Here is a 26,165-nt window from a genome sequence, read left to right on the forward strand (position 1 = left end):
AGACATCATGAGCACTTACGAGACCGTCAAGGGCACGTTCGACCTGCTCCCGCCCCAGGCGGAGCGGATCGTCGCCGTGCGCGAGGCGATGGCGGCGCCGCTGCGGCGCGCCGGATACGGCTACGTCGAGACCCCCACGTTCGAGGCGACCGCGCTGTTCAAGCGCGGGGTCGGGGAGAGCACCGACATCGTCACCAAGGAGATGTTCTCCTGGACCACCCAGGGCGGCGACGAGGTGACGCTGCGCCCCGAGGGCACCGCCTCCACCCTGCGGGCGGTCCTGCAGGCGAACATGCCGCGGGCCGGGCTGCCGATCAAGGTCTACTACTCGGGCTCCTACTACCGGTACGAGAAGCCGCAGAAGGGCCGCTACCGGCACTTCTCCCAGGTCGGCGGCGAGGCCATCGGCGCCGAGGACCCGGCGCTGGATGTCGAGCTGATCGTGCTGGCCGACGACGCCTTCAAGGACCTCGGGCTGCGCAACTACCGCATCCTGCTGAACTCCCTCGGCGACAAGGAGTGCCGGCCGGTCTACCGCGCCAAGCTCCAGGAGTTTCTGCGCGGCCTGGACCTGGACGAGGAGACCCGGGCCCGGATCGAGATCAATCCGCTCCGGGTGCTCGACGACAAGCGCGACTCCGTTCAGAAGCAGCTGGTCGACGCGCCACTGATGATCGACAACCTGTGCGACACCTGCCGCGCCTACCACGAAGAAGTCCGCACCCTGCTTACCGAGGCCGGAGTGGCCTTCGTCGACGACCCCAAACTGGTCCGCGGCCTGGACTACTACACCCGGACCACGTTCGAGTTCGTGCACGACGGTCTGGGCTCGCAGTCGGCGATCGGCGGTGGCGGCCGCTACGACGGCCTGTCCGAGGAGCTCGGCGGCCCGAGCCTGCCGTCGGTCGGCTGGGCGCTCGGCGTCGACCGCACAGCGCTCGCGCTGGAGGCCGAGGGCGTCGAGCTGTCCGGTGTGGAGCCGCTGTCGGTGTTCGCCGTGCCGCTCGGCGACGAGGCGCGGCGCCGCCTCTTCGACCTCGTCACCACCCTCCGCCGCACCAACATCGCCGCCGACTTCGCCTACGGCAACAAAGGCATCAAAGCCGCGATGAAGGCCGCCGACCGCTCCGGCGCGCGCTACGCGCTGGTGCTCGGTGAGCGGGACATCGCAGAGAACGTCATCCAGATCAAGGAACTGGCGACTGGCGAGCAGGAGTCTGTTCCGCTCGCCGACATCCTCACCATCATTCAGGAGAAGCTGAAGTGATCCGCACCCACGAGGCGGGGACGCTCCGTGCGTCCGATGCCGGCACCACTGTCACGCTGGCCGGGTGGGTCGCCCGCCGGCGCGATCACGGGGGCGTCACCTTCCTGGACCTGCGCGACGCCTCCGGCTTCGTGCAGGTCGTGGTGCGGGACAGCGAGTCCGTGCACGACCTGCGCAACGAGTACTGCGTCACCGCCACCGGCGAGGTGCGGGTGCGGCCGGAGGGCAACGAGAACCCGGATCTGCCGACCGGGCAGGTGGAGGTCGTGGTCGAGACCGTCGACGTGCTCTCGCCGGCCGCGCCGCTGCCGTTCCCGATCGACGAGCACAAGAGCTCGAACCTCAACGAGGAGATGCGGCTGAAGTACCGCTACCTCGACATCCGGCGGGAGCCGATGGCGCGGGCGCTGCGTATGCGCTCCAAGGCGACCAAGGTCATCCGGGACGTCATGGAGGAGCACGGCTTCCTCGACGTCGAGACCCCGACGCTGACCCGCTCCACCCCCGAGGGGGCGCGGGACTTCCTGGTGCCGGTGCGCCTGCAGCCCGGCACCTGGTACGCGCTGCCGCAGTCCCCGCAGCTGTTCAAGCAGCTGCTGATGGTCGCGGGCCTGGAGCGCTACTACCAGATCGCCCGCTGCTACCGGGACGAGGACTTCCGGGCCGACCGGCAGCCGGAGTTCACCCAGCTGGACGTCGAGGCGTCGTTCGTGGACCAGGAGGACATCCTCAAGGTCGGCGAGGCGATCGTGGCCGCGGTGTGGAAGGAGACGCTGGGCGTCGAGATCCCGCTGCCGCTGCCGCGGATGCGGTACCACGAGGCGATGTCCCGCTTCGGCTCGGACAAGCCCGACGTGCGCTTCGGCCAGGAGCTCACCGAGCTGACCGAGTACTTCGCCGGCACCGAGTTCCGGGTCTTCCAGGCGCCCTACGTCGGCGCCGTGGTGATGCCCGGCGGCGCCGCGCAGACCCGCAAGGAGCTGGACGGCTGGCAGGACTGGGCCAAGGCGCGCGGTGCCCGGGGCCTGGCCTACGTGGTCATCGACGCCGAGAGCGGCGAGCTGCGCGGCCCGGTGGCCAAGAACCTGTCCGAGGCGCATCTGGCCGGCCTGGCCGACAAGGTCGGGGCCAAGCCCGGCGACGCGGTGTTCTTCGCCGCCGGCAAGCGGACCGCCTCCCAGGAGCTGCTGGGTGCGGCCCGGCTGGAGATCGGCAAGCGCGGCGGGCTGATCGACGAGGCCGCGTGGAAGTTCCTGTGGGTCGTCGACTTCCCGATGTTCGAGCCGATCGAGGACGCCTCGGGCGAGCAGGTCGGCTGGCACGCGGTGCACCACCCGTTCACCGCGCCCACCGCGGAGAGTCTGGACACCTTCGACAAGGACCCGGGCTCGGCCCTGTCCAACGCCTACGACCTCGTGCTCAACGGCACCGAGCTGGGCGGCGGGTCGATCCGTATCCACCGCAAGGACGTGCAGGAGCGGGCGTTCGACGCGATCGGGCTGTCCTCGCAGGAGGCGCAGTCGCAGTTCGGCTTCCTGCTGGAGGCCTTCAACTACGGCCCGCCGCCGCACGGCGGGATCGCCTTCGGCCTGGACCGCCTGGTCGCGCTGCTGACCGGGGCGGACACCATCCGGGACGTGATGGCGTTCCCCAAGACCGCCACCGGCGGCGACCCGCTGACCGGCGCGCCGGCGCCGATCACCGCGGCGCAGCGCAAGGAGGCCGGGGTGGACGCGGTCCACGAGCCCAAGGGCGACAAGGCCGCCGCCAAGGGCTGAGCGGTCGCGGACACCCACCGGGACCAGGCGTTCGGGCGGGTCGGGGAGCGATCCCCGGCCCGCTCTTGTCGTCCGTCGACGAACCCTGATTGACTGGCGCCGGCGGGACGTTCTGCACCGGTTTCCACACCGGTTTCCACAGCGAAGAGGGCTGCGCATGGCACCTGTGACCGAGGTTCTGGCCGATTACGCGGGCGGGCACGCCTCGCGCAGCGACGTGGTGCGGGCGCTGCTCGCGCACGACGGCTGGTACGCGCCGATGCTGTGGCTGAACGAGGCGTTTCCGGAGCGCAAGGTCTACGACCGCATGATCCCCACGCCCGCCCTCGGGCAGGCGCCCGGGCCCGGCCGGCTGTGGCTGTTCACCGGCCCGGACCAGGTGCAGGCCGCGATCGACGCCGGGGCCGCGTTCGCGGCGGCCGGCGGTCCGGTGCCCGGGACCGAGCTGTTCGGCGCGCTGACCCGGGCCGCCTCGGAGGTGCGGGTGAATCCGGCCGCGCCGGCCGAGCAGGAGTTCCTGATGGGCGTCGACGACGAGCTGCTGGACTACCTGGCCCGGTGGATCGACGCCGTGCTGGTGGAGGCGGCGCTGCTGGAGAGCACGGAAGACCTCGGCCCGCGCCTGGCCGCCTTCGAGCACTACATCGTGCCGGTGGACGAGACCGGGCGGCCGCGCGTGGTCACGATGGAGCAGCCGCGGGGCAACCACGTCATGGCGTTCACGGCGCCGGACCTGTTCATGGACCACCAGAAGCGGGACGGCGGCGTCACCGGCGGGGCCGAGATGGCCGCCAAGGCGCTGTTCCAGCTGGCCGACTACGACGGGGTCGAGGGCGTCGTGCTGAACATGACGGAGACCGACTCCTTCGTGCTGCCGACCGACCTGTGCCAGGCCGTCCTGAAACTGATCTCTTAGTAACAGGCCCCATGGTTATCGTGGCGGTATGACTGACGCCGCGCACGTGCTGCCCGATCCGGCGACCGACTTCGGTGCCGTGACCCGCCGCCGGCTCCGCCAGGAGGAGATCGTCTGGCTGGTCACGGTCAACAGCGCGGGCGTCCCGCAACCGAATCCGGTGTGGTTCCTGTGGGAGCCCGACGAGGGCGACGCCTGGGGCGACGGCAGCTTCCTGATCTTCCATCGGGACAGCGCCGCCCGGCTGCGCTCGATGCGCGAGCGGCCCACCGTCGCGCTGCATTTCGACGGCGGTGTGCACGATCTGGAGGTGATGGTCTTCACCGGGGACGTGGAGTTCCTGGCGACGGACCATCCGGGGGCCGGCGAGGTCCCGGGGTTCGAGGAGAAGTACCGCGACCGGGCGGCGAAGTACTTCAAGAGCTCGGTCGGCGAGGCGATGGCGCCCTACTCGGTGGCCACCCGGATCCGGCCGGCCAAGGTCCGCGGCTTCTGATCGGCGCGGCTTTTGCCCGGACTCGGCATGCGCTCGGCCCGGATTCATTGCTGATCCATTGCTGATCCATCGCGGATTCGGCGCGGATTCCGATTAGTTCCGCCCGCAGCGAGCAGAAAGCAGGGAGAGCGCCGGAGCGCGTCGTCCCCGGCCCCACCGGGGACGACGCGCTCCGGATTCTTACGAGTACAGCGGCACCCCGCGGTTTCCAGCGGCGCTCGGCAGTACTCGGCGGCACTCAGCAGTTGTCGGGGCCCGCGAGCCGTCCGGTGCCCAGCCGCGGGGCCTGAGCGGGTCGGCGTCCGACAGCGTCCCCGCCCTTCGGCTTGATCGCCAGCAGCGGGATGAACTGGTGCGCCAGCGGCCCGATCAGCAGCGCGTAGGCCGCGGTGCCGAACCCGACCGTGCCGCCCAGCAGCCAGCCGGAGGCCAGCACCGTCAGCTCCATCGAGGTCCGCACCACGCGGACCGAGTGGCCGCGGGCGGCGTAGCCGGTCATCAGGCCGTCGCGCGGGCCGGGGCCCATGCCGGCGCCGATGTAGGCCCCGGTGGCGACGCCGTTCAGGGCCACCGCGCCGAGCATCTCGGTCCAGCGCAGCCACCAGGTGTGCGGCGTCGGCATCCAGGCCATCGCGGCGTTCATGGCCAGGCCGATCACGAGGACGTTGCTGATGGTGCCGAAGCCGGGCTTCTGCCGCAGCGGGATCCACAGCAGCATCACCGCGGCGCCGACCAGGATCGTCATGGTGCCGACCTGGATCCCGACGTGCTTGGCCAGGCCCTGGTGGAAGACGTCCCACGGATTGGCCCCGAGGCCGGACATCAGGATCATGCCGTCGCTGACGCCGTACAGCACCAGGCCCAGCTCCAGCTGCACCAGCCGGTGCGCCCGGCGGTCGCGCGGGATCAAGGCCACCAACCAGCCGAGTCCGGCCCGCAGCCCGGCCAGGACCGGCACCGGCTCGGCGATCCGGTCCTCGCGGCCGGCGGCCGCGTCGCGCTCGGCCCGGTCGGACAACACCGTGCTCATGCCTGCCTCCCCTGGAAAAACCGGCCCCGATTCCTTGCCGAAGCGGGCCACTTCCATCAGTATTGAGGCCAAGTGGCCTTGCCTGTAGGGCCAATCGAGGGAGGGTGGCATGGCCGGTCCGATGGAACTGGTGACGACCGACCGCACGGTGGGCAGCACCCGCCTGGCGCGGCTGGTCCGCGAGGTCTCCCACCTCGGCGGCCCCGAGGCCGCCGCCGATCCCGAGCGCCGCCCGGCCTACCGCGCGCTGGCGCAGAGTGTCCGGGCCCTGATCCTGGACGGCCGGATCGCGCTGCGCACCCGGGTCCCGGCCGAGCGCGACCTGGCCGCCGCCCTGGGCCTGAGCCGCACCACCGTCACCGCCGCCTACGACCTGCTGCGCGAGGAAGGCTTCCTGGAGAGCCGCCGCGGCTCCGGCACCTGGACCATGCTGCCGCCCGGCGCCGGCCCGGCCGGCTTCGGCGGCTGGCTGCTGCCCAGCCAGCCCGGCGGCGCCGACGTGGCCATCGACCTGTCGTGCGCCTCCTTCGGCATGCCCGCGGCGCTGATGACCGAGGTGCTCGCGGAGTGCGCGCCGGCGATCGCCGCCCTGACCGCCAACACCGGCTACTACCACGCCGGCTGGCCGGAGCTGCGGGAGGTCATCGCCGAGCGCTACTGCGCGCGCGGCCTGCCCACCACCCCGGACCAGATCGTCATCACCTCCGGCGCCCAGCACGGCAACGTCCTGGCCCTGGGCCTGCTGTGCGGGCCGGGGGACCGGGTGGTGGTGGAGAGCCCCACCTATCCGAACAGCATCGAGGCGATGCGCCGGGCCCGCATGCGGCCGGTGCCGGTCCCGATCGGCGAGGACGGCATCGAGTCCGACGTGCTCGCCGCGCAGCTGCGCCAGGCCGCCCCGCGCGTGGCCTACCTGATCCCGGACTTCCAGAACCCGACCGGGGCGCTGATGTCGCAGGAGCGGCGCGCCGAGGCGGCCGAGGCGGCCCGGGCCGCCGGGACCTGGATCATCAACGACGAGACCGTCTCGGACATGGCCCTGGACGTCCCCACGCCCCCGCCGTTCCCGGCGTCGGTGTCGCGGGCCGCCGCCGAGCAGGTGATCAGCGTCGGGTCGATGTCCAAGAGCCACTGGGGCGGCCTGCGCATCGGGTGGATCCGCACCAGCCCCCGGATGGCCACCGAGCTGGCGGGCCAGCGCGTCGCCATGGACATGGCCGGCTCGGTGCTGGACCAGATCATCGCCGTGGCGCTGCTGCGCCGGGGCCAGGGCGTCGTCGAGGAGCGGCTGACCCTGCTGCGCCGCCAGCGCGCGGCCCTGGAGCAGGCGCTGGCCGCCGAGCTCCCGGACTGGTCCTGGCGCACGCCGCCCGGCGGCTTGTCGCTGTGGGTGGACCTGGGGGAGCCGTCGTCCTCCGAGCTCGCCGGGCGCGCCGCCGCGTTCGGGGTCCGGGTGGTCGGAGGCCCGCAGTTCGGCGTCGACCCCGGGACGTTCGAGCACCGGATCCGCATTCCGTACACGCTGCCCGAGGACACCCTGCGCGAGGCGGTGCGCCGCCTGGCCTCGGCCTTCCGCTGCGAGACGGCCCTGCCGCCGCTCCCGGACGAAAACCGCTGGGTCGCCTGAGCGGGCTGCGCCAGGATCGGTCCGTGGAACCTTATCTGGAGACCGAGCGCCTGACGCTGCGCCTCTTCACCGCCGACGACGCCGATCTGCTCATCGAGCTGGACAGCGACCCGGCGGTGATGCGCTATCTGACCGGTGGGGAGCCCACCGCGCCGGAGACTGTCCGCGAGAAGCAGTTGCCGAACATCCTGGCCGGCTATGCGAAGTGGGACGGGAAGCTCGGCCTGGTCGCCGCGTTCGAGAAGGACGGCGGAGCCTTCATCGGCTGGTTCATTCTGCGGCCCGGGCCTGATGGGCCTCTGGACGAGGTGGAGCTCGGGTATCGGCTCCGGCAGGCCGCCTGGGGCCGCGGCTACGCCACCGAGGGTTCGAGGGCGCTGCTGCGCAAGGGGTTCACCGAGCTGGGAGTCCGCCTGGTGTGGGCCGACACCATGTTCGTGAACGCGGGCTCACGCCATGTCATGGAGAAGCTCGGGATGACCCATGTGGACACGTACTTCCCCGACCTGGAACCCATCGAGGGCTCCGAGCACGGGGAAGTACGCTACGAACTCACCGTGGACCAGTGGGTCAGCTCCCAGCCGGAACGGTGATCGTCCCGGCGAAGACGTCGAAGTACATGGCCGCCGAGACGCCGATGCCCACGATGCCGATGGCCAGCGCGCCCCAGGCCAGCGCGCGCACCCACACCGGCGGCTGGCTGCGGACGACGAACCGGCCGACGACCAGCGTCGCCGCCGCGACCAGCACGGCCGCGACCGCGAAGCCCATGCTGACGAACGCCGTCCGGTGCCACGGGTTGGCGTACTGCTCCTTGATGATCTTGTCCGCCGTCGCGTTGGCGGAGGCGATCTGGCCGAGCAGGGTCTGCCGCTGGGCCAGCACGTTGCCCAGCCAGCTGCCGGTCAGCGACACCAGGGCCAGTCCGGCGGCGGTCACCGCGGCCGCCCCGGCCGCGATCACGGAGCCGGACCCGGACTCGGCGGCCGGCGCGGCGTCCTCGGCGGCCCCGCCGACCAGCTCGCCCGCGTCCCCCTCGTCGTCGTCGAGGAGCAGCAGGTCCTCGTCGACGAGCTCGGGGACGATCTCATCCACCTCGTCGGTGGTCACATCAGTGCTAGGGGTACTCATGGTGCGGATCGTAGACAGACCACTCTGAGAGTCAGATTAAGGTCCAGCTACCGCAGTTGGTGCGCGGGCGTGAACAACATGCGTTGGCCCAGCTCCGCCGCCCCCAGGGCGGCCATCACCGCCGCCGCCACCAACATGTACATGACCACGATCTGATACCGGATGGCGACCTCCGGCGACACCCCGGCCAGGATCAGCCCGGTCATCGCCCCGGGCAGGCTGATCAGCCCGACGACCTTGGTGGCGTCCAGCGTCGGCATCAAAGAAGTCCGCAGCAGCTCCCGCCGATGCGCGGCGAAGGCCTCGGCGCCGCTGAGGCCCAGCGCCAATCGGGCCTCGATGACCGGGCGCTGCTGCCGGGCCTCGGCCACCATGCGCGCCAAGGTCACCCCGGCCGCCTGCATGGACCCGCTGACGACCATGCCGCCGACCGGCACCACCACCCGGGGCTCGGACTGCACGACGCCGAACAGCAGCAGCACACCGAGCGTTACGGCGGCCGCGCCACCGATCGCGGCGGTGGCCACCCACCGCGCCCGGTGCAGCCCGGCCCCGCGCCGACCCGCGACCTGCCCCGCGATGACGACCATGACACCGAGCCACGCGAAGCCCCCAGGCAGCCCGGCGTGCTCGAACAGGAACAGCAGGACAGCGCCCACCGCGAGCAGCTGCACCCCGGCCCGCACCGAGGCGATCACGATCTCCCGTGCGAGCCCGAGATGCTGCCGCCACGCGATGACCACCGCGACCAGCACCAGGCTGACCGACAGCGCGACCCCGGTCCACGCCGGAACCGCCGGCGAACTCACGGCGGCGGCAGCAGCGGCATGCTCAGCCATGGCCATGGCTATCGGGCCTCGCTTCCCAAGAGTTGCCTGACCAGCGGCATCCGCACCGGCTCAACGATGGCCATGGCTATCGGGCCTCGCTTCCGGCGAGTCGCCTGTCCAGCGGCATCCGCGCCGACTTAATCATGGCCATTGACATACCCGACCGCCGCCACCGTCCCGCTCTCCACCAGCCGGCCCTCCCGCAGCACCAACGCGTCGTCGGCCATCCGCCGCACCTGTTCGGCGCTGTGGCTCACCAGGATCGCTGTCATCCCGTCGCCGAGCAGCCCGCACAGGGTCTCCTCGACGGCCGCCGCCGCCACCGGATCCAGCGCCGAGGTCGGCTCGTCGAGCAGGAGCACCTCGGGCCCGACAGCCAGCGTCCGGGCCAGGCACACGCGCTGCGCCTCGCCGCCGGACAAGGCGCTGCTGGCCCGTTCGAGCATCGAGCCGGGCAGGCCCACGCGGGCCAGCAGCTCCTGCGCCGGCTCCGGCGCCAGGCTCGGCGCCCCGACCCGCAGCTCCTCCAGCACCGTCGCGGCCACCAGCACCGGCCGCTGGCCGACCAGCCCCACCCGCCGCCGCAGTTTCAGCACGTCGAGCGACTCGATCGGCGCGCCGTCCAGCAGCACCGAGCCCGAGGTCGGGTCGTCGAGCCGGTTGAACAGCCGCAGCAGGGTCGACTTCCCGGCGCCGCTCGGCCCGACCAGGGCGGTGCAGCGGCCCGGGGTGATCGTCGCCGTCACGCGGTCGACGACGAGGTGCCCGCCCCGGCGGACGGTGACGTCCCGCAGCTCGAACCGGCTCACCGCGCCACCGCCTCAGCCGGCCAGGCGTCCGCTGGCCATCTGGTGGGTGGTCCGGTACCCCAGCCGCGCGTAGATCCGGCGCGCCGGCTCGTTCGGGTACCAGTGCCCCAGCGAGCAGAAGCCGTCGCCCCGGTCCAGCGACCGCCGCGTCAGCCACGCCGAGACCGCCGCGCCGAGCCCCTGGCCGCGGACGTCCGGATGCGTGCCGATCGAGGCCAGGTAGCCGTTGCCGCCGGAGCGCCGGCAGTACGCCCCGCAGGCCAGCAGCGATCCGTCGGCGCCGCGGACCACACCCCACGTCTGGATCGCGTCCCAGCCGGGCTTCGCCGAGTGCGCGGGATTGGCCACCTTCAGGAAGTCGCCGATCTCGGCGTCCGCCTCGGGGGACGGCAGCAATTCCTCGACGCGCTCCTCGCCGGGCTGCGCCGCGATGGCGAGGCCCCACGCCGGGTCGAAGACCATGTAGTCCCACTCCTCGGGCTCGGAGAACTCCAGGCCGCTCAGGTCCGCCCCGCGCGGAACGCTGAACCCGTGCGGCGCGCGCGCCAGGTCGCCCAGCGCGTGCCGGAGCATGACGTTCGCCGAGTCCACCGTACCGATCACGGTCAGCCAGTCCACCAGCCCGGGCCCGTCCGCCGATCCGCCGAAGGCGAAGGTCCCGTCGGGCGCGTACCAGGCGACTCCCTGGTCGGCCAGCGACTCCTCCGGAGAGGCGTCGGTCCGCAGCAGGTAATCGCCCCCGGCCAGGGCGAACAGTTCCTCGGCCGACTCCAGCCGCCGTATCTCCGCGATGTCCACGTCGATCATTCTGGCCGATCACCGCGCCGGCGGCGCCGACCGCCCTGTCACCCCGGGGCGTTAAGGTCGTGACGTGGAACAGCTGGACTTGTTCGAGGAAGCCGGAACCGAGCAGGCCCGCACCTCGGCGCCGCTCGCCGTGCGCATGCGCCCCCGCTCCCTGGACGAGATCGTCGGCCAGAAGCACCTCCTGCGCTCGGGCTCGCCGTTGTGGCGCCTGGTGCAGGCCGGGGACGGGGTGACCGTCCCCTCCTCGATCCTGCTCTGGGGGCCGCCCGGCACCGGCAAGACCACGCTCGCCTACGTCCTGGCCAACGCCACCGAGCGCACCTTCGCCGAGCTCTCCGCGATCAACGCCGGCGTCAAGGAGGTCCGCGCGGTCGTCGAGCGGGCCAAGCGCGAACTGGGCATGTACGGCCGCGAGACCCTGCTGTTCCTCGACGAGATCCACCGGTTCTCCAAGGCCCAGCAGGACTCGCTGCTCCCGGCCGTCGAGAACCGCTGGGTGACCCTGGTCGCGGCCACCACCGAGAACCCGCACTTCTCGATCATCTCGCCGCTGCTGTCCCGCTCGCTGCTGCTCACGCTGCAACCGCTGACCGACGACGACATCCGCGAAGTCGTGCACCGGGCCGTCGCCGACGAGCGCGGTCTGGCCGGCAAGGTCTCGCTCCCCGAGGACTCCGAGACCCATCTGCTGCGCATCGCCGGCGGCGACGCCCGCCGCGCCCTCACCGCGCTCGAAGCCGGCGCCGCCGGAGCGCTGGCCGCGCCGAGGAAGGCGACGAAGCCGGGGACGCCGGGCGCCGACGGACCGGCGCCGCTCACCCTCGACATCCTGGAGCAGGCCGTCGACCGCGCCGCGGTCCGCTACGACCGCGACGGCGACCAGCACTACGACGTCGCCTCCGCGTTCATCAAGTCGGTCCGCGGCTCCGACGCCGACGCCGCGCTGCACTACCTGGCCCGCATGGTCGAGGCCGGGGAGGACCCCCGGTTCATCGCGCGCCGCCTGGTCATCTCGGCCAGCGAGGACATCGGCATGGCCGATCCCTCCTCGCTCCAGATCGCGGTCGCGGCCATGCAGGCGGTCAGTTTCATCGGCTGGCCCGAGGCGCAGATCACCTTGGCCCACGCTGTGATCCATCTCGCACTGGCCCCGAAGTCCAACTCCGCCGTCAAGGCCATCGGCGCCGCGATGGAGGACGTCCGCAAGGGCCTGGCCGGGCCGGTCCCGCCGCATCTGCGCGACGCCCACTACTCGGGCGCCCAAACGCTCGGGCACGGGCAGGGCTATGTCTATGCGCACGACGTCCCGGGCGGTGTCGCGGCCCAGCAATACGCACCCGACGCGGTCCAGGGGCGCCAGTACTACCACCCGACCCGGCACGGTGCCGAAGCCCGCTATTCCGACGTCTACGATCGAGTCAAAACCCTTCTGGGCGGCGAGGGACGGGAAACCTCCGGCGAGGTTTCGCACAAAGACTGATACGAACCGTGCTCCGTCAGCCGCAGTAGACGCCGTACTAGTAAAAGCAGTACCGGTTCATCGCCGGAATCGTCCCACCTGCGGCAACGTGCTCACGGCCGCTTCCCGGCCGATTTGCAGAGGCTGTACTCGACACACGCGCCGGCGTCCATCCCGATGCCTGGCCCCCGGGCCCGCGCGATAGGGTGCTGTTTCCATACAGCGTTTCGTCAATACCAAAAACAACTCAGGGAGCCCGCGGTGTCCGCTGGAGCGATTGTCGGACTGATCTTCGCGATCTTCTTCGCGGTGGGAGTGTGCTTCTTCGCCTTCGTGCTGGTGCGTCTGGCCGAAGTGCTGAAGGAGACCACTCGGCTGGTCGCCGGCATCACCCAGGAGACCGTCCCGCTCCTGAACGAGATCACCGACACCGTCAAGAACGGCAACAACCAGCTGGTGAAGGTCGACGCGATCACCGACAACGTCGAGACGATGTCCAAGAACATCTCCGGCCTGGTCGGCACCGCCACATCGGCCATCGGCGGCCCGCTCGTCAAGGTGGCCTCGTTCAGTTATGGTGTGCGCGCGGCCATCACGACGCGCAAGAACGAGGATGTCGCCAAGCGCGTCAAGGCCGAGTTGAAGGCCGACCGCCGGGCGCGCCGCGCCGACAAGAAGAAGGGATGACCCGCTGATGTTCACTGGAACCGTGCGCCGTCTCTTCTGGGTGTCCATGGGTGCCACCGCGGGCGTCCTGGTCTTCCGCAAGGTGACCGCCACCGCCAAGGAGCTGACCCCGTCGGGCATCGCCGACCGCGTCTCCGTCTCCGGCGGCGGCCTGCTGGACTCGGTCAAGGAGTTCTTCGAGGACGTGCGCGAGCTGGCGCGCGGCCGCGAGGAGGAGCTCAACGTCGCGCTGGGCATCGACGTGCCCCCCGCGGGTGAGGACGACGGTTCCTCCAAGAAGGCGCGAGCTATCTAGGGCCAGTCGCCCTTCACCGGCCGACCTGGCCCACCCCGACGCCCCGTCACCCCCTCGCGGCGCCTGGGAGCTGCCCGACGCGCCGCCTTCCCTAGAAGGCTGAAAAGCTCATGGAATCCGCGGAGATCCACCGCCGCTGGCTCGACTTCTTCGAGAAGAAGGGCCACACGGTCGTCCCGTCGGCGTCGCTCATCTCGAACGACCCGACCACCCTGCTGACGATCGCGGGCATGGCCCCGTTCAAGCCCTACTTCCTCGGCGAGCAGCCGGCGCCGTGGCCGCGGGCCACCTCGGTCCAGAAGTGCGTGCGCACGTTGGACATCGAGGAGGTCGGCAAGACCACGCGGCACGGCTCGTTCTTCCAGATGTGCGGCAACTTCTCCTTCGGCGACTACTTCAAAGAGCGCGCCATCAACCTGGCGTGGGAGCTGCTGACCGCGTCCGTCGCCGACGGTGGCTTCGGCCTGGAGCCCGAGAAGCTGTGGATCACCGTCTACCTCGACGACGACGAGGCCGAGGAGATCTGGAAGAAGGTCGGCGTCCCGGCCGAGCGGATCCAGCGCCTGGGCATGTCGGAGAACTACTGGTCGATGGGCGTGCCCGGACCCTGCGGCCCGTGCTCGGAGATCAACTACGACCGCGGCCCCGCCTACGGCGAGGAGGGCGGCCCGGCCGTCAACGGCGAGCGCTACCTGGAGATCTGGAACCTGGTCTTCATGCAGTTCGAGCGCGGCGCCGGCGGGGACAAGAACGGCTTCCCGATCCTCGGCGAGCTGCCCAGCAAGTCCATCGACACCGGGCTCGGCCTGGAGCGTCTGGCCTCGATCCTCCAGGGCGTCGACAACCTCTACGAGATCGACACCTCGCGCGCGATCCTGAACAAGGCGGCGGCGATCGCCGGCGTCACCTATGGCGCGGACACCAAGAACGACATCTCGCTGCGCGTGGTCACCGACCACATCAAGTCCGCGACGATGATGATCGGCGACGGCATCACGCCGGGCAACGAGGGCCGCGGCTACATCCTGCGCCGCCTGATGCGCCGCGCGATCCGCAACATGCGCCTGCTCGGCGCGGACGGCGCGACGGTCAAGCAACTGGTCGAGACCACCATCGAGGCGATGGGCGCGGCCTACCCGGAGCTGATCGCCGACCGCTCCCGGATCGAGGCGGTCGCGGTCGCCGAGGAGACCTCCTTCCTCCAGACGCTGCGCACCGGTTCGGTGATGTTCGAGACGGTCGCCGACGAGGCGCGCAAGTCCGGCAGCGCGACGTTCTCCGGCTCCGAGGCGTTCAAGCTGCACGACACCTTCGGCTTCCCGATCGACCTGACCCTGGAGATGGCCTCCGAGGCCGGCCTGACGGTCGACGAGGACGGGTTCCGCCGCCTGATGAAGGAGCAGCGGGACCAGGCCAAGGCGGACGCCCGCGCGAAGAAGACCGGGCACGCCGACGTGTCGGCCTACCGCGAGCTGCTGGACGGCGCCGGCCCGTCGGCGTTCACCGGCTACCACGAGACCCGGTCCGAGGGCCTGCTCAAGGGCATGCTCGTGAACGGCCGGGTGGGGCAGTCGGCCAAGCCCGGCGACGAGGTGGAGCTGGTCCTGGACCGCACCCCCTTCTACGCCGAGGGCGGCGGCCAGCTGGCCGACCAGGGCCTGATCCGGCTCGGCAACGGCGCCCTGGTCGAGGTCGTCGACGTGCAGAAGCCGGTCGGCGACCTGATCGCGCACCGCGCGATCGTGCGCGACGGCGAGGTCGTGGTCGGCGCCGAGGCCTGGGGCGAGGTCGACACCGCGCGCCGGGCCGCGATCTCCCGGGCCCACACCGCCACGCACATGGTCCACAAGGCGTTCCGCGAGCTGCTCGGCGAGACCGCGACGCAGGCCGGCTCGGAGAACTCGCCCGGCCGCTTCCGCTTCGACTTCGCCTCGCCCGGCGCCGTTCCGCACTCGGTGCTGGCCGACGTCGAGCAGCGGGTCAACGAGCTGCTGATCGACGACCTGTCGGTGACCGCGCAGGTGATGAGCCAGCCCGAGGCCAAGGCCATGGGCGCGATGGCGCTGTTCGGCGAGAAGTACGGCGACCGGGTCCGCGTGGTCTCGGTCGGCGAGTGGGCGCACGAGCTGTGCGGCGGCACGCACGTGGACAACACCGGCCGCCTGGGCCTGGTGAAGCTGCTGTCCGAGTCCTCCATCGGCTCCGGCGTGCGCCGGGTCGAGGCGCTGGTGGGCACCGACGCGTACCAGTTCCTGGCCCGGGAGCACGTCCTGGTGGCGCAGCTCGCCGACGTCGTGAAGGCGCGGCCGGAGGAGCTGGTCGAGCGGGTCGGCGGCATCATGTCCAAGCTGCGCGACGCGGAGAAGGAGATCTCCGCGCTCAAGGCCGGGCAGCTGCTGCAGATCGCCGGCTCGCTGGCCGACGGCGCGTCGGACGTGCACGGCGTCGCGGTGGTCGCGCACCAGGCGCCGGACGGCTCGTCGGCGGACGACCTGCGCAAGCTGGTGCTCGACGTGCGGGGCCGGCTCGGCTCGCGCCCGGCGGTGGTCGCGGTCGCGGCCGCGGCGGGGGAGCGCCCGGTCGTGGTCATCGCCACCAACGAGGGGTCCCGCGAGCGCGGCCTGAAGGCCGGCGAGCTGGTCCGAGCGGCGGCCAAGACCCTCGGCGGCGGCGGGGGCGGCAAGGACGACGTCGCCCAGGGCGGCGGCACCGACGCCTCGGCGATCCCGGCGGCGCTGGCCGAGATCGGCCGCACGGTCGCGGAGAAGGTCGGGGCCTGAGCAAGGCCGTGCGACCCAGGTTGTGACGGGCATCGGGGCCCGGAACCGGAGCGGCGGTTCCGGGCCCCGCCGTGTCCGATTGCTCAAGTCTTGACATAGCGTGTCCGGTTGACCGGACATGTGCCCCGGGGGCGACAGCGGAGCCCGGAACCGGGTACGGTCACGGACGCGTCACGATGGCCGGGGACACCCGCTCCGCGGTGCGCCGCATCGGACACACTGCGCCGCACTGCACGGCCATTAACGGCCATGCACTGCACCGCAATGCACCGCACTGCGCCGCAAGGCACGGCACGGCCCCGGACGCAGCTCCGCACCGCCCCGGGCCCGAGTGACGCCCACGACGAGGAGGACCGCCGACGATGCACGATCCCGAGCCCCAGGAGCCGGGGTCCCCGGCCGCCCCGGGGACGGAGCGCGTCCCGCGCCGCGGCGTCCGCCTGGGCGTGGACGTCGGCACGGTCCGCATCGGCGTGGCCTCCTGCGACCGGGACGGGCTGCTGGCCACCCCGGTGGAGACGGTGCGGGCCGAGCCCCGCCGGGCCTCCCTGGACCGCCTGGCCGCGCTGGTGGCCGAGTACGAGGCCTTCGAAGTCGTGGTCGGCCTGCCGCGCTCGCTGTCCGGGGGCGAGGGCCCGGCCGCCGCCAAGATCCGGGACTATGCCCGCGACCTGGTCCGGCGCCTCGGTCCGGAGGTGCCGGTGCGGCTGGTCGACGAGCGGCTGTCCACCGTCACGGCGGCGCAGGGGCTGCGCGCGTCGGGGGTCAAGGCCAAGAAGGGCAGGGCGGTGGTGGACCAGGCCGCCGCCGTGGTTATCTTGCAGAACGCACTTGATGCCGAACGGATGTCCGGACGTCCGCCCGGCACGACGGTCCAGCTGGAGGACGGCAACCTATGAGCGACGGCGATTGGCGATACGGGGGCGACAGCTCCCAGGGGAGGGGTCGCCGACGGGTCGACGGGCAGCCGTCGGATCCCTACGGGCAGAACCCGTCCCACGGCGAGCAGCCCGCCGCCGACGGCGGTTACGGTCAGCAGCAGGGATCTTACGGTCAGCAGCAGTCCTACGGCCAGCAGTCCGGCTACGGCCAGCAGCCGGGATACGGCCAGGGCCAGGGCGGGCAGCCGGGATACGGGCAGCAGCCGGGATATGGCCAGCAGCCCGGCCAGGCCCCGCAGTCGGCCCAGGCCCCGCAGCCGCCCCAGGTCCCGCCGCAGGGCCAGCCCGGCTACCAGCAGCCCGGTTACGGTCAGCAGCCCGGCTACGGCCAGCCGACCCAGCAGGGCTATGCCCAGCCCCAGGTCCCGCCGCAGGCCGAGAGCCCGGACCCGCGTCGCGGCCGCCGCGCCGCGCCGCGCACCGGGCCCAAGGTGGTGCAGAGCGAGGTCATCGACCCCTACGCGCAGCCGCAGAACCAGGATCCTTACGCCGCGCCCGGCGCCGGCGCCGATCCCTACGCCGACGACGGCTGGAGCGGGACCGCCGACGGCCGCGGCTATGCCGAGAACGCGTCCGCCGGCTGGGACGAGAGCGGCGAGGGCTCCTCGCGGGACTCCCGCAGCACCCGCCGCGGACGCGGCCGTCGTGGCGCGCAGGAGTACGACGACCAGGCCGGGCAGGAGCAGGGCGGCTACGCGCAAGGCGGGTACGACCAGGCCGGCTACGAGCAGGGCGGCTACGAGCAAGGTGGCTACGACCAGGGCGGCGGCTACAACCAGGGCGGCGACTGGGGCGACGAGGAAGGCTTCTTCGACGACGAGCGCCCGCGCCGGCGTGGCGGCAAGCTGCGTGCCTGGGCGCCGTTGTTCGTCCTGGTCGGCATCCTGAGCCTGTTCGGCGGCTGCGTGTTCGCCGGGTACTCGTACTACAAGAACAAGTTCGGCCCCGCGCCGGACTACGCGGCGACCGCCTGTTCGAAGGACGCGAAGAACAAGGTCACGGTGGACGTCAAGCGCAACGCCACCGGGGCCGACATCGCCAAGTCGCTGTTCACGGCTGGCGTCGTCAAGAGCGAGCGCGCCTACTTGAACGCCGCCAACCAGAACCAGGGCTCGACCGGCATCGTCGCCGGCACCTACGACGTGTGCCCGCAGATCTCGGCCTCCACGGCGGTGCTGGAGCTGCTGAAGAAGTCGAACCTGTCCGAGGCGTCGAGCATCGTGGTGAAGCCGCACGAGTGGGGCAAGGACGTCGTCGCCGAGCTGATCGACAAGCGCAAGTGGAAGGAAGCCGACTTCCAGGCCGCGATCTCCCACAACACCATCGGCCTGCCGGCCTGGTCGGTGGACTCGCGGCCGGGAGTCGGGTTCACGATAGAGGGCATGCTGGCCCCGGGCACCTACGAGCTGACGTCGGCCGACACGCCGCAGTCGATCCTCAAGCAGATGGTCGCCAACCGCATGGACGAGCTGAACTCGCTCGACTTCGTGAACAAGTCGGCGAAGCAGACCTGCGGCACCGCGCCTTGCACCCCGGAGCAGATGCTGATCCTCGCCTCCATGGCCGAGGCCGAGGTGACCACGCCCGACGACGCGTCGAAGATCGCCGAGGCGGTCTTCGCCCGGCTCCACGACAACGAGTTCCTCGGCATCGACTCGACCTCGCTGTTCCAGATCGGGCACACCAAGGACAAGCCGACCGCGGCGGCGATACAGGACGCCAACAACCCGTACTCGACCTACGCGCCGCACCACGGCTTCCCGCCCACCCCGGTCGCGATCCCGTCCAAGGACACGCTCGCCGCGGTGCTGAAGCCGGCGACCGTCCAGGCCTACGCGTGGTGCGAGGGCGACACCGGCACCTTCTTCGTGAAGAAGGTCGACTTCCTCAAGGCGCCCGGCAAGAACCCCTGCAAGGCGAAGAACCCGATCACCAGCTGATGGCCACGACCCACGCCGCCGTCCTCGGCTCGCCGATCGCGCACTCGCTGTCCCCGGTCCTGCACCGGGCCGCCTACGCCGCGCTCGGCCTGACCGACTGGTCCTACGACGCGCACGACGTCGATGAGGCGTCGCTCCCGGCCTTCGTGGCCGGGCTCGACGCCTCCTGGGCCGGCCTGTCCCTGACCATGCCGCTCAAGCGTGCGATCATCCCGCTGCTGGACGAGGTCAGTGCGACAGCCCGCGCGGTCGAGGCGGTCAACACTGTCCTGTTCCGTGCCGACGGCTCCCGCGCCGGCACCAACACCGACGTCCCCGGCCTGGTCAACGCCCTCGCCGAACGCGCCGTGACCCGAACAACCTCAGCCGCGGTCCTCGGCGCCGGCGCGACCGCCGCCTCCGCCTTGTCCGCCCTGTCAGGCATCACGAAGGGCGACGTCGAGGTCTACATCCGCAACCGCGCCCGCGACACCGAAGTCCACGCGATCGCCGAAGCAGTCGGCACCACAGTCCGCATCCGCGACTGGTCCGCCGCGCCCGAGGCGTTCGCGACGGAACTGGTCATCGCCACCACCCCGATCGGCGCCACGGACGATCTTGCTGCAGCGGTGCCGGCCGGCCCGGGCACCTTGTTCGACGTGCTCTACCACCCGTGGCCGACCCCGCTGGCCGCCGCGTGGTCGGCGCGGGGCGGGACGGTGCTGGGCGGGTTGGACCTGCTGGTGCACCAGGCGGTGTTGCAGGTGGAGCTGATGACGGGGCTGTCGCCCGCGCCGTTGGCGGCGATGCGGGCGGCGGGGGAGGCGGCGCTTGCGGGGCGGTGAGGGGTCAGCGGCTTCAGTTGTCCTTGCGTAGCGCTGTCACTGCCACCGTCGTGTATTCGGCCACGAACGATCCGCCGGCCTTGTCGACCTCGGCGCCGACTTCCGCCATCAGCTCGGCGACCGTTGCTTTCGGCAGCAAGGCGTGGCCGCCGAAGGTCGGTGCCAGGTCCACCCACGTGTCGCGCGTGTAGCGCTGCTGCCAGTCGAAGCGCCACTGGTCGGCCTCCTCGAAGGCGCCGGTGTCGCGCAATACGTCGGCGGTGCTGGTGAGCAAGGGTGCGTAGACGTCGCGGCCGGCTCGCAGTCCGTGTTGGTACATCGGCTGGTCGGGTAGGCGGCGCGCGTAGACGGCGGCGAAGGACTCGGCCAGGTCTGTCGGCAGCTGGAAGGCGTTCCAGAACAGGGCGATCCGGCCGCCCGGACGCAGTACCCGGACAGCCTGCGCCGCGCCCCGCGCCGCGTCGACCCAGTGCCACGTCATCCCCGCCACCAGGGCGTCGAATGTGCGTCCGGCGGGTTCCCAGTCCTCGATCTTCGCGATCTCGACCGCTACGCCCCGCGCCTCGGCGAACGCCGCCATGCGCGGGTCTGGTTCGACCCCGAGTACTTCGCAGCCCGCCGCCTGGAGCTGGCGGGCCACGATGCCGGTCCCGCATCCCGCGTCCAGTACCGAACGCCCCGGTAGTCCGTCGAGCACGCGGTCGATCAGCTCGCGGGGATAGCGGGGTCGGGCACGGTCGTAGTGGGCGGGGTCGTCGCCGAAGGACTTGGCGATGGGGCTCGTGCTCAGCCCGGCGCCGGCAGCCTCGTCGTCGCCCTCGCGTTGCTGCTCAGCAGGGCTGTCCCCGGTTATAGTGACCATGTGCCCACTCTAATGGGCGCTCGCCCACTCGTCTAGGCTCGTCGTTCGCGGCCCGCCGTCCCGGCCGCCGAAAGGGGACCCCGACCGTGCCCACCGGCATCGCCATCCGCGACCCCCGGGAGCAGCTGTTCGACGCTGCCGAGCGCGTCCTGCTGCGCGCCGGTCTGGAGGCTCTCACCAGCCGCGCGGTCACCGAGGAGGCGGGGGTGGCCAAGGGCGTGCTGCACCGGCACTTCACGGACTTCGACGCGTTCCTCGCCGACTACGTTCAGGACCGTGCGCGGCGCGTCGCGGACCAGGACGGGCGGCTGTGCGGCCGGGCCGGTGTCGGCGACCTCGCCGACAACCTCGCCGAGGCGCTCCACGAGCTGTTCACCCCGCTGGCCACGCGGATCGTCGCCCTCATCGCCTTTCGCGATGGCGTGCGCGCCCGGCTGCGCGCGGCCGGAGTGGTCGGCGTCCCGATTCTCGGCGAGGGCACGCGGATGCTCGCCGGGTACCTCGAAGCCGAGCGCGGCCTGGGGCGTCTGCTGCCGGGCCTGGATGTCGATCTCATGGCGCTGATGCTCATCGGCACCGTGCAGATGACGTACGCCGACCACGGCGATCGGCCGCCGAGCTTGGCTGAGGTGCGGCAGGTGGTGGCTGGCGTCGTCAGTGAAGGATCTCGCAGTTGATGGTGACCCCGGCCGAGTTCGTGGTCCCGCTCTCGCCGTCCGTGGCGCTCCAGCTCACTGTGACGCTGTCGTTGATCGAGCTCTGCGTTCCGCTGCCCACGCTGAACGTCCCGGACCCGCTCGGCGACTTAGCGCTGATGTTCACCGGGTCCGGGCCGACGCCGCGGGACTTGCCCATGCGCCAGGTGTAGGTGATCGAGACGGAGGTTCCGGCCGGGAGGTGCTGGCCGGTGAACACCACCCGGTACGTCGGCAGGTCGGCCGGCGGGCACGGTTCCACCGGCGCGGCCTTCAGCAGTTCCAGGCGGCCGACGATGGTCGGGGTGGCGCTCGGCGAGGTCGACGGCGGTGCGGAGGTGGAAGGCGCCGACGTGGACGGCGGCGAGGACGGCGCGCTCGACGGACCGTCCGAGGACGGGCTGTCCGGCGGGCTCGACGGCGGCTGGGTCGGCAGGATCGCCGACGACGGGTGCGACGACGGCGACTTGGTCGGGGTCGGGGACGGCTTGCTGCTGCTCGACGACTTCGTGGGCGTCGGCGTCGAGCTGCCCGCGCTCGGCGCCGGTACGCCGGCCTGCAACGTCGGCGTCGGCGTGGGGCTCAGCGACGTCGTCGGCGCGGCTGACACCGTCACCCCGACGCTGCCCGCGACCGGCGCCTTCGCCTGCCCGCCGGAGCCGAACGCGACCGCCGCCGCCACGCTGCCGACCACCGCGACCGCGGCGGCCGTGAGCCCGAACTTGGTGCCGCGCCCGACCCGCTGCCAGGCCCGGCCCGGTTCGCTCTCCGCGCCGTAGCCGGGGTCGCCCGGGCCCGACATGCCGTCGAACCAGCTGTCGTCCGGGCCGGGGAAGGCGCCGCCGCCCTGTTCGGCCCCGGTGGGGCCGCCCGGGCCGCCGCCCGCGCTGCCGGAGGACAGCGGCCAGACGAAGACCGCCAGGTTCCGCCGGCCCTCCTCCTCCCACTCCACGCCGTATTCGGAGATCGCGGCCTCTTCGAGCTCGGCGATGAACGCCGACACGTCCGCCGGCCGCATGCCCGCGTCCTTGGCCAGGCCGTGCGCCACCAGTCCGCGCACTGCCGGTGGTACGTCGGCGAGCGGGATCGGTGCGGTGCGGTGCAGCTCCTCCAGCTCGAACACGGTTTCGGCGGCGTACGGGACGTGGCCGGTGAGGCACTCGTAGAAGGAGGCGGTGACGGCGTAGATGTCCGTTACGGGTTCGGCCGGCGCGCCCTCCCACTGCTCGGGCGCCATGTAGGACGGGGTGCCGATGGCCGGCATCTCGGTCCCGGCGCGCTCGGCGATGCCGAAGTCGGCGAGTTTGCTGACGCCTTGTTCGGTGATCAGCACGTTCGAGGGCTTGTAGTCGCGGTGCACGATGCCCAGGGTGTGGGCGGCGTCCAGGCCGAGGAGTGAGCCGCGCATGATGGAGAGGGCGGCTTCTGGGGATACCGGGCCCTTGGTTTTCAGGACTTTGCGCAGGGTTGCGCCTTGGACCAGTTCCATGACCAGTGCGGCGCCGGATGGGTGGGGCTCGGTGGCTGCGGCTGTTGCGGCGGTGCTGGCTGCGCCTGCGGCTGCGGCTGGGGTGCTGGCTGCCGCTGCGGCGGGGTGCGGTTCGTTGGTGCTGGGGAGGGATTCGCTGCCGTCTTCGGGGGTGCCTTCGGAGGGGGCTTCGGAAGGGTCCTCGGCGGAGCCTTCAGCAGAACCTTCAGTAGAGCCTTCAGCGGAGCCTTCAACGGCGGCTTCAGCGGCGGCTTCGGCTGCGTCCTCGGCGGGCGCCTCGGCCGCTGCCTGCGCGGCGGCCTCTACATAGCGGTGGAATCGCACTACGTTCGGGTGGTCCAGCCCGGCCAGCAGCTCCGCCTCGGCGCGGAAGCGTTCCACGAACGCCTCGTCGTCGACGTACTTCGCGCTCAAGTACTTGATCGCCACCTGGGCCCCGGTCGCGTCCTCGACCGCCGCCACCACCCGGCCGGTGGCCCCGGAACCGAGCGATGCCGTCTCGGTGTATCCGGGTACAGTCCAACCAGTCACCGTGCGTTCCCCCTGCTCCAGCAGCCACACGCCAATGAGTGCGAGACACCGTATCAGCTGGAATAAAGCTCTCTGATGACGTCTTCGATGTCCGCCTCGCGGATGGACACGTCCACGAGCCCGTACCGGGAGGCGACCACGGAGATCAGCTCCGCCGCGTTCGCGTCGGCCGGGAAGGCCAGCCACTGGCGGGGGCCGTCCACCCTGGTCACGACCGCGCCGGGGACCTGTACCGGAGGTCCGGGTGCGGCCAGGTCGACGACCAGGGTGCGGTCGGCCGCGATCCGGGCGCGGAGGGCGGCCAGTTGGCCGTCGTAGGCGACGGTGCCGTGGTCGATGACTACTACGCGGCGGCAGAGGCGCTCGATGTCGTCCAGGTCGTGGGTGGTCAGCACGATGGTCGTGCCCTGTTCCCGGTTCAGGTCGGCGAGGAACTCGCGGACCACCATCTTGCTGGTCACGTCCAGGCCGATGGTCGGCTCGTCGAGGTAGAGCACGCTCGGGTCGTGGAGCAGGGCGGCGGTCAGGTCGCCGCGCATCCGCTGCCCGAGCGAGAGTTGGCGTACCGGTGTGTCGAGCAGGTCCTCCAGGCCGAGGAGGCCGACGTAGCGCTTCAGGTTCTCCGCGTACCGGGCATCCGGTATCGCGTACATACGGTGCAGCAGTGCAAAAGAATCCCTTAAAGGCAAGTCCCACCACAGGGTCGTCCGCTGGCCGAAGACGACGCCGATCCGGCGGGCCAGTTGCTTGCGGTCCCGGATCGGCTCCAGGCCGGCGACGCGCAGCACGCCGCCGGATGGGGCGAGGATGCCGGTGAACATCTTGATGGACGTCGACTTTCCGGCTCCGTTGGGGCCGATGTAGCCGAGTAGTTCGCCCTCGGACACTGAGAGATTGAGGTCGCGGACTGCCTCCACGGCGGTCCGCTCCCGTTTCAGGCGGCCGGTCTTTTTGCGGAGGGTGTAGGTCTTCGACAGGTGTTCGGCTTCGATCAGCGGGGTCGGCATGCTCAGCTTCCGGTGGAACGGTGGTGGCGCAGCGCTGCGCGCCAGGCGATCAGGGCGACGCCCCACAGCGCCGCTGCGAACAACGGCCCGGCGAAGCGGAACGGGGTGGGCAGGCCCAGGGGGTCCGGGTGGCCGAGGACGTACAGCGTGGGCTGCCAGTTCACGAAGCCGAGGGGGACGGCGAAGGTGAGGAACCACATGAGGTTCCGGCCGTATAGCGACAGCGGATAGGAGGTCATGTATTGGCCTCCGTAGGTGACGATGTTCATGACCTCGGTGGCGTCGGTCACCAGGATTTGGAACGCGCCTACGAACACCCATATAGCGCCGAAGATGGCGACGCCGGTGAGCAACGTATAGGGGACGAGCGCTACTCGGAGCCAGGTCCAGTGAATCGGCGCCGTGGAGAGGCCTGCTGCGAGCGCGCCGCACGATGCGATCAGCGGACAGAAGCGGCGTGGTGTGAACTGGTCGGCGAACACTTGGGGGAGTACTCCGACGGGTCGTATGAGCAGGGAGTCGAACGTGCCCATGCGGATCCGCGCCGAGAGGTACTCGGTGCCGGTGAAGAGGAGGTCGCTGATGAAGAAGGCGGTCTGCGCCGTTCCGTATAGGTAGAGGGCTTCGGAGAGTGAGAAGCCGCCGAGTGATGGGACGTTGCCGTACACGACGAGGAGGGCGGCGAGCTCCAGGGCGGCGATCAGCGTGGAGTTCACCATGAGCAGCGCTAGGGATGTTCGGTACTGCAATGCTGAGCGTGCCCACATGCGCATGCACGCCATGTAGGTGCCTACAGCGCCGGGTGGATGTGGAGCGCGAGGGGGATGGGCGGGAGGGGCAGCGACCTTATCCACCTTGTACCACCACTCGCTGGCGGGCTCGGGTGGTGACCAGCCGGCCGAGGCCCAGCAACGCGACTGCCCATGCGGCTTCGAACGCGTAGGCGCCTGCTAGGGCGGTTCCGGTGAGCTTTCCCAGGAACACGTTCACCGGTACGAGGATCACCGACGCCCACGGCAGTGCCCGCGCGAGTTCTCCCAACCAGCCCGGGAACAGCACCAGCGGTACGGTCAGGCCGCCGAAGAACATCGTCAGCATGTTCATGAAGCCGGTCACGCCCTTCTCGTCGAGCAGCCAGAACGCCGACATCGCCGCCAGATAGCGCAGGGCGAAGCTGACGAAGATGCCCAGCACTACTGCTACGAGGAACGCTGCCCATACGCGCGGGTCACGAGGAACCCGGACCTGGAACATCACCGCGCCCGCCAGGAACGGCACCAGGCTCCGCCCCAACACCGCGAACCCCGCCCGGCCGAAGTCCTGGGCCATCCAGTAGCCCTGGAAGTCCACCGGGCGGAAGAGGTCGGTGCCGATGTCGCCGGAGCGGACGTGGGCGGGGATGTCCAGGTTGTTGGTCAGGATCGACATGGGGCCGATCAGCGCTTGCGCGACGAAGGTGTAGGTCAACACATCCCGCAGGTCATAGCCGCCGATGATGGGCTTGTGACGCCAGATGGCGGTAACGATGAAGGCCTTCACCGCGCCGAACACGGTGTTCGACACGACGCCGCCGAGCATCGCGCCTCGGTAGGCGATGTAGCGGCGGAAGGTTTGGCGGGCGATGAGGGCATAGACGAGCACTGCTATGTCCTTCCGGGCCTTGCGGGGGGAACTTGGCACTGTGCCATTGGGGGGTGACGGTCGGCAACAGGTTTTGGGGTGGGGGGACTGAAGACCAAGATCAAAGTCAAAAGCTGTGAAAAGCGAAAGGCAGGCGCCTCCGGCGAGGGCCTCTGATCCCTCGGAGAACTGGCGCTAGTCCATAGGGTGGTCTGGTCAGTCCCTGCGCTGGCGGTTGGTGGGGTGGGGGTTTGTTCCCCTCGCTCACGTCGGCAGCCCTACGGGTACAGCACCGCCGCCCAGGTATCAAGTCCATGCCGCTGCGGTGATGGTTGTTGGGCTGC

General features: G+C 71.1%; 24 protein-coding genes. 14 read left to right on the forward strand and 10 right to left on the reverse strand.

What is annotated here, in order from left to right; translation table 11 throughout:
* Nucleotides 1-7: 7 nt before the first annotated feature.
* From hisS to ABD481_RS34715, 4 genes are all read left to right on the forward strand, one after another.
* Nucleotides 8-1,267 (forward strand): histidine--tRNA ligase, encoded by a 1,260-nt coding sequence (gene hisS / locus ABD481_RS34700; RefSeq protein ID WP_344670072.1) that lies wholly within the window; start codon nt 8-10, stop codon nt 1,265-1,267.
* Nucleotides 1,264-3,045: an aspartate--tRNA ligase gene (gene aspS / locus ABD481_RS34705; protein ID WP_344670073.1), complete on the forward strand. Its 1,782-nt coding sequence runs from the start codon at nt 1,264-1,266 to the stop codon at nt 3,043-3,045. The genes hisS and aspS overlap by 4 nt, the downstream gene beginning before the upstream one ends.
* Before the next feature lie 157 nt (nt 3,046-3,202).
* Nucleotides 3,203-3,961: an SseB family protein gene (locus tag ABD481_RS34710; protein ID WP_344670074.1), complete on the forward strand. Its 759-nt coding sequence runs from the start codon at nt 3,203-3,205 to the stop codon at nt 3,959-3,961.
* A 28-nt stretch (nt 3,962-3,989) separates the two neighbouring features.
* Nucleotides 3,990-4,457 (forward strand): pyridoxamine 5'-phosphate oxidase family protein, encoded by a 468-nt coding sequence (locus tag ABD481_RS34715; RefSeq protein ID WP_344670075.1) that lies wholly within the window; start codon nt 3,990-3,992, stop codon nt 4,455-4,457.
* Between the two features lie 238 nt (nt 4,458-4,695).
* On the opposite strand, the gene yczE is transcribed toward ABD481_RS34715, so the two are convergent.
* A complete protein-coding gene (gene yczE / locus ABD481_RS34720) occupies nt 4,696-5,487 on the reverse strand; it encodes a membrane protein YczE (protein WP_344670076.1) in 792 nt (263 codons plus the stop codon).
* A gap of 109 nt (nt 5,488-5,596) precedes the next feature.
* On the opposite strand from yczE, the gene yczR reads away from it, so the two are divergent.
* Nucleotides 5,597-7,114, forward strand: a complete 1,518-nt coding sequence (gene yczR, locus ABD481_RS34725) for a MocR-like transcription factor YczR (protein WP_344670077.1) — start codon at nt 5,597-5,599, stop codon at nt 7,112-7,114.
* 23 nt (nt 7,115-7,137) lie between these two features.
* The gene (locus ABD481_RS34730; protein ID WP_344670078.1) at nt 7,138-7,707 is read left to right on the forward strand and encodes a GNAT family N-acetyltransferase; all 570 of its coding nucleotides are present in this window, start codon (nt 7,138-7,140) and stop codon (nt 7,705-7,707) included.
* On the opposite strand, the gene ABD481_RS34735 is transcribed toward ABD481_RS34730, so the two are convergent.
* From ABD481_RS34735 to ABD481_RS34750, 4 genes are all read right to left on the reverse strand, one after another.
* The gene (locus tag ABD481_RS34735; protein WP_344670079.1) at nt 7,685-8,245 is read right to left on the reverse strand and encodes a hypothetical protein; all 561 of its coding nucleotides are present in this window, start codon (nt 8,243-8,245) and stop codon (nt 7,685-7,687) included. The two genes, ABD481_RS34730 and ABD481_RS34735, sit on opposite strands and share 23 nt — an antisense overlap.
* 47 nt (nt 8,246-8,292) lie before the next feature.
* Nucleotides 8,293-9,084 carry an ABC transporter permease gene (locus tag ABD481_RS34740; RefSeq protein ID WP_344670080.1) on the reverse strand — a complete coding sequence of 264 codons (792 nt, stop codon included), beginning with the start codon at nt 9,082-9,084 and terminating at the stop codon, nt 8,293-8,295.
* Nucleotides 9,085-9,212: 128 nt separating this feature from the next.
* The gene (locus ABD481_RS34745; RefSeq protein ID WP_344670081.1) at nt 9,213-9,884 is read right to left on the reverse strand and encodes an ABC transporter ATP-binding protein; all 672 of its coding nucleotides are present in this window, start codon (nt 9,882-9,884) and stop codon (nt 9,213-9,215) included.
* 12 nt (nt 9,885-9,896) lie between these two features.
* A complete protein-coding gene (locus tag ABD481_RS34750; protein WP_344670082.1) occupies nt 9,897-10,682 on the reverse strand; it encodes a GNAT family N-acetyltransferase in 786 nt (261 codons plus the stop codon).
* 73 nt (nt 10,683-10,755) lie between these two features.
* On the opposite strand from ABD481_RS34750, the gene ABD481_RS34755 reads away from it, so the two are divergent.
* The 7 genes from ABD481_RS34755 to ABD481_RS34785 all read left to right on the forward strand — a co-directional run bounded on the left by ABD481_RS34755 (nt 10,756) and on the right by ABD481_RS34785 (nt 19,617).
* Entirely contained in the window at nt 10,756-12,171 is a 1,416-nt protein-coding gene (locus tag ABD481_RS34755) for a replication-associated recombination protein A (RefSeq protein ID WP_344670083.1), read from the forward strand.
* A gap of 240 nt (nt 12,172-12,411) precedes the next feature.
* Entirely contained in the window at nt 12,412-12,837 is a 426-nt protein-coding gene (locus tag ABD481_RS34760; protein ID WP_344670084.1) for a DUF948 domain-containing protein, read from the forward strand.
* A 7-nt stretch (nt 12,838-12,844) separates the two neighbouring features.
* Nucleotides 12,845-13,132, forward strand: a complete 288-nt coding sequence (locus ABD481_RS34765; RefSeq protein ID WP_344670085.1) for a hypothetical protein — start codon at nt 12,845-12,847, stop codon at nt 13,130-13,132.
* A gap of 110 nt (nt 13,133-13,242) precedes the next feature.
* Complete coding sequence (gene alaS / locus ABD481_RS34770; RefSeq protein WP_344670086.1) at nt 13,243-15,912, forward strand: alanine--tRNA ligase; 2,670 nt, start codon at nt 13,243-13,245, stop codon at nt 15,910-15,912.
* A 362-nt stretch (nt 15,913-16,274) separates the two neighbouring features.
* Entirely contained in the window at nt 16,275-16,811 is a 537-nt protein-coding gene (gene ruvX / locus ABD481_RS34775) for a Holliday junction resolvase RuvX (RefSeq protein ID WP_344670087.1), read from the forward strand.
* A complete protein-coding gene (locus tag ABD481_RS34780; protein ID WP_344670088.1) occupies nt 16,808-18,793 on the forward strand; it encodes an endolytic transglycosylase MltG in 1,986 nt (661 codons plus the stop codon). Before ruvX ends, ABD481_RS34780 begins: the two co-directional genes overlap by 4 nt.
* Nucleotides 18,793-19,617 carry a shikimate dehydrogenase gene (locus ABD481_RS34785; protein WP_344670089.1) on the forward strand — a complete coding sequence of 275 codons (825 nt, stop codon included), beginning with the start codon at nt 18,793-18,795 and terminating at the stop codon, nt 19,615-19,617. Before ABD481_RS34780 ends, ABD481_RS34785 begins: the two co-directional genes overlap by 1 nt.
* A gap of 13 nt (nt 19,618-19,630) precedes the next feature.
* On the opposite strand, the gene ABD481_RS34790 is transcribed toward ABD481_RS34785, so the two are convergent.
* Complete coding sequence (locus ABD481_RS34790) at nt 19,631-20,479, reverse strand: class I SAM-dependent methyltransferase (RefSeq protein WP_344670090.1); 849 nt, start codon at nt 20,477-20,479, stop codon at nt 19,631-19,633.
* An 86-nt stretch (nt 20,480-20,565) separates the two neighbouring features.
* Between ABD481_RS34790 and ABD481_RS34795 the strand changes: the two genes are divergently transcribed.
* Nucleotides 20,566-21,156: a TetR/AcrR family transcriptional regulator gene (locus ABD481_RS34795; protein WP_344670091.1), complete on the forward strand. Its 591-nt coding sequence runs from the start codon at nt 20,566-20,568 to the stop codon at nt 21,154-21,156.
* Here the strand turns inward: ABD481_RS34795 and ABD481_RS34800 are convergent.
* The 4 genes from ABD481_RS34800 to ABD481_RS34815 all read right to left on the reverse strand — a co-directional run bounded on the left by ABD481_RS34800 (nt 21,134) and on the right by ABD481_RS34815 (nt 25,842).
* Nucleotides 21,134-23,194 (reverse strand): serine/threonine-protein kinase, encoded by a 2,061-nt coding sequence (locus tag ABD481_RS34800; protein WP_344670092.1) that lies wholly within the window; start codon nt 23,192-23,194, stop codon nt 21,134-21,136. The two genes, ABD481_RS34795 and ABD481_RS34800, sit on opposite strands and share 23 nt — an antisense overlap.
* 53 nt (nt 23,195-23,247) lie before the next feature.
* A complete protein-coding gene (locus ABD481_RS34805; RefSeq protein WP_344670093.1) occupies nt 23,248-24,201 on the reverse strand; it encodes an ABC transporter ATP-binding protein in 954 nt (317 codons plus the stop codon).
* A 2-nt stretch (nt 24,202-24,203) separates the two neighbouring features.
* Nucleotides 24,204-24,974, reverse strand: a complete 771-nt coding sequence (locus ABD481_RS34810) for an ABC transporter permease (RefSeq protein ID WP_344670094.1) — start codon at nt 24,972-24,974, stop codon at nt 24,204-24,206.
* Nucleotides 24,975-25,047: 73 nt separating this feature from the next.
* Nucleotides 25,048-25,842, reverse strand: coding sequence for an ABC transporter permease (locus ABD481_RS34815; protein WP_344670095.1), 795 nt, complete (start codon nt 25,840-25,842; stop codon nt 25,048-25,050).
* Nucleotides 25,843-26,165: the final 323 nt, after the last annotated feature.

Source organism: Catenulispora yoronensis, assembly GCF_039531695.1.
In the GTDB taxonomy this organism is placed as follows: Bacteria; Actinomycetota; Actinomycetes; order Streptomycetales; family Catenulisporaceae; genus Catenulispora; species Catenulispora yoronensis.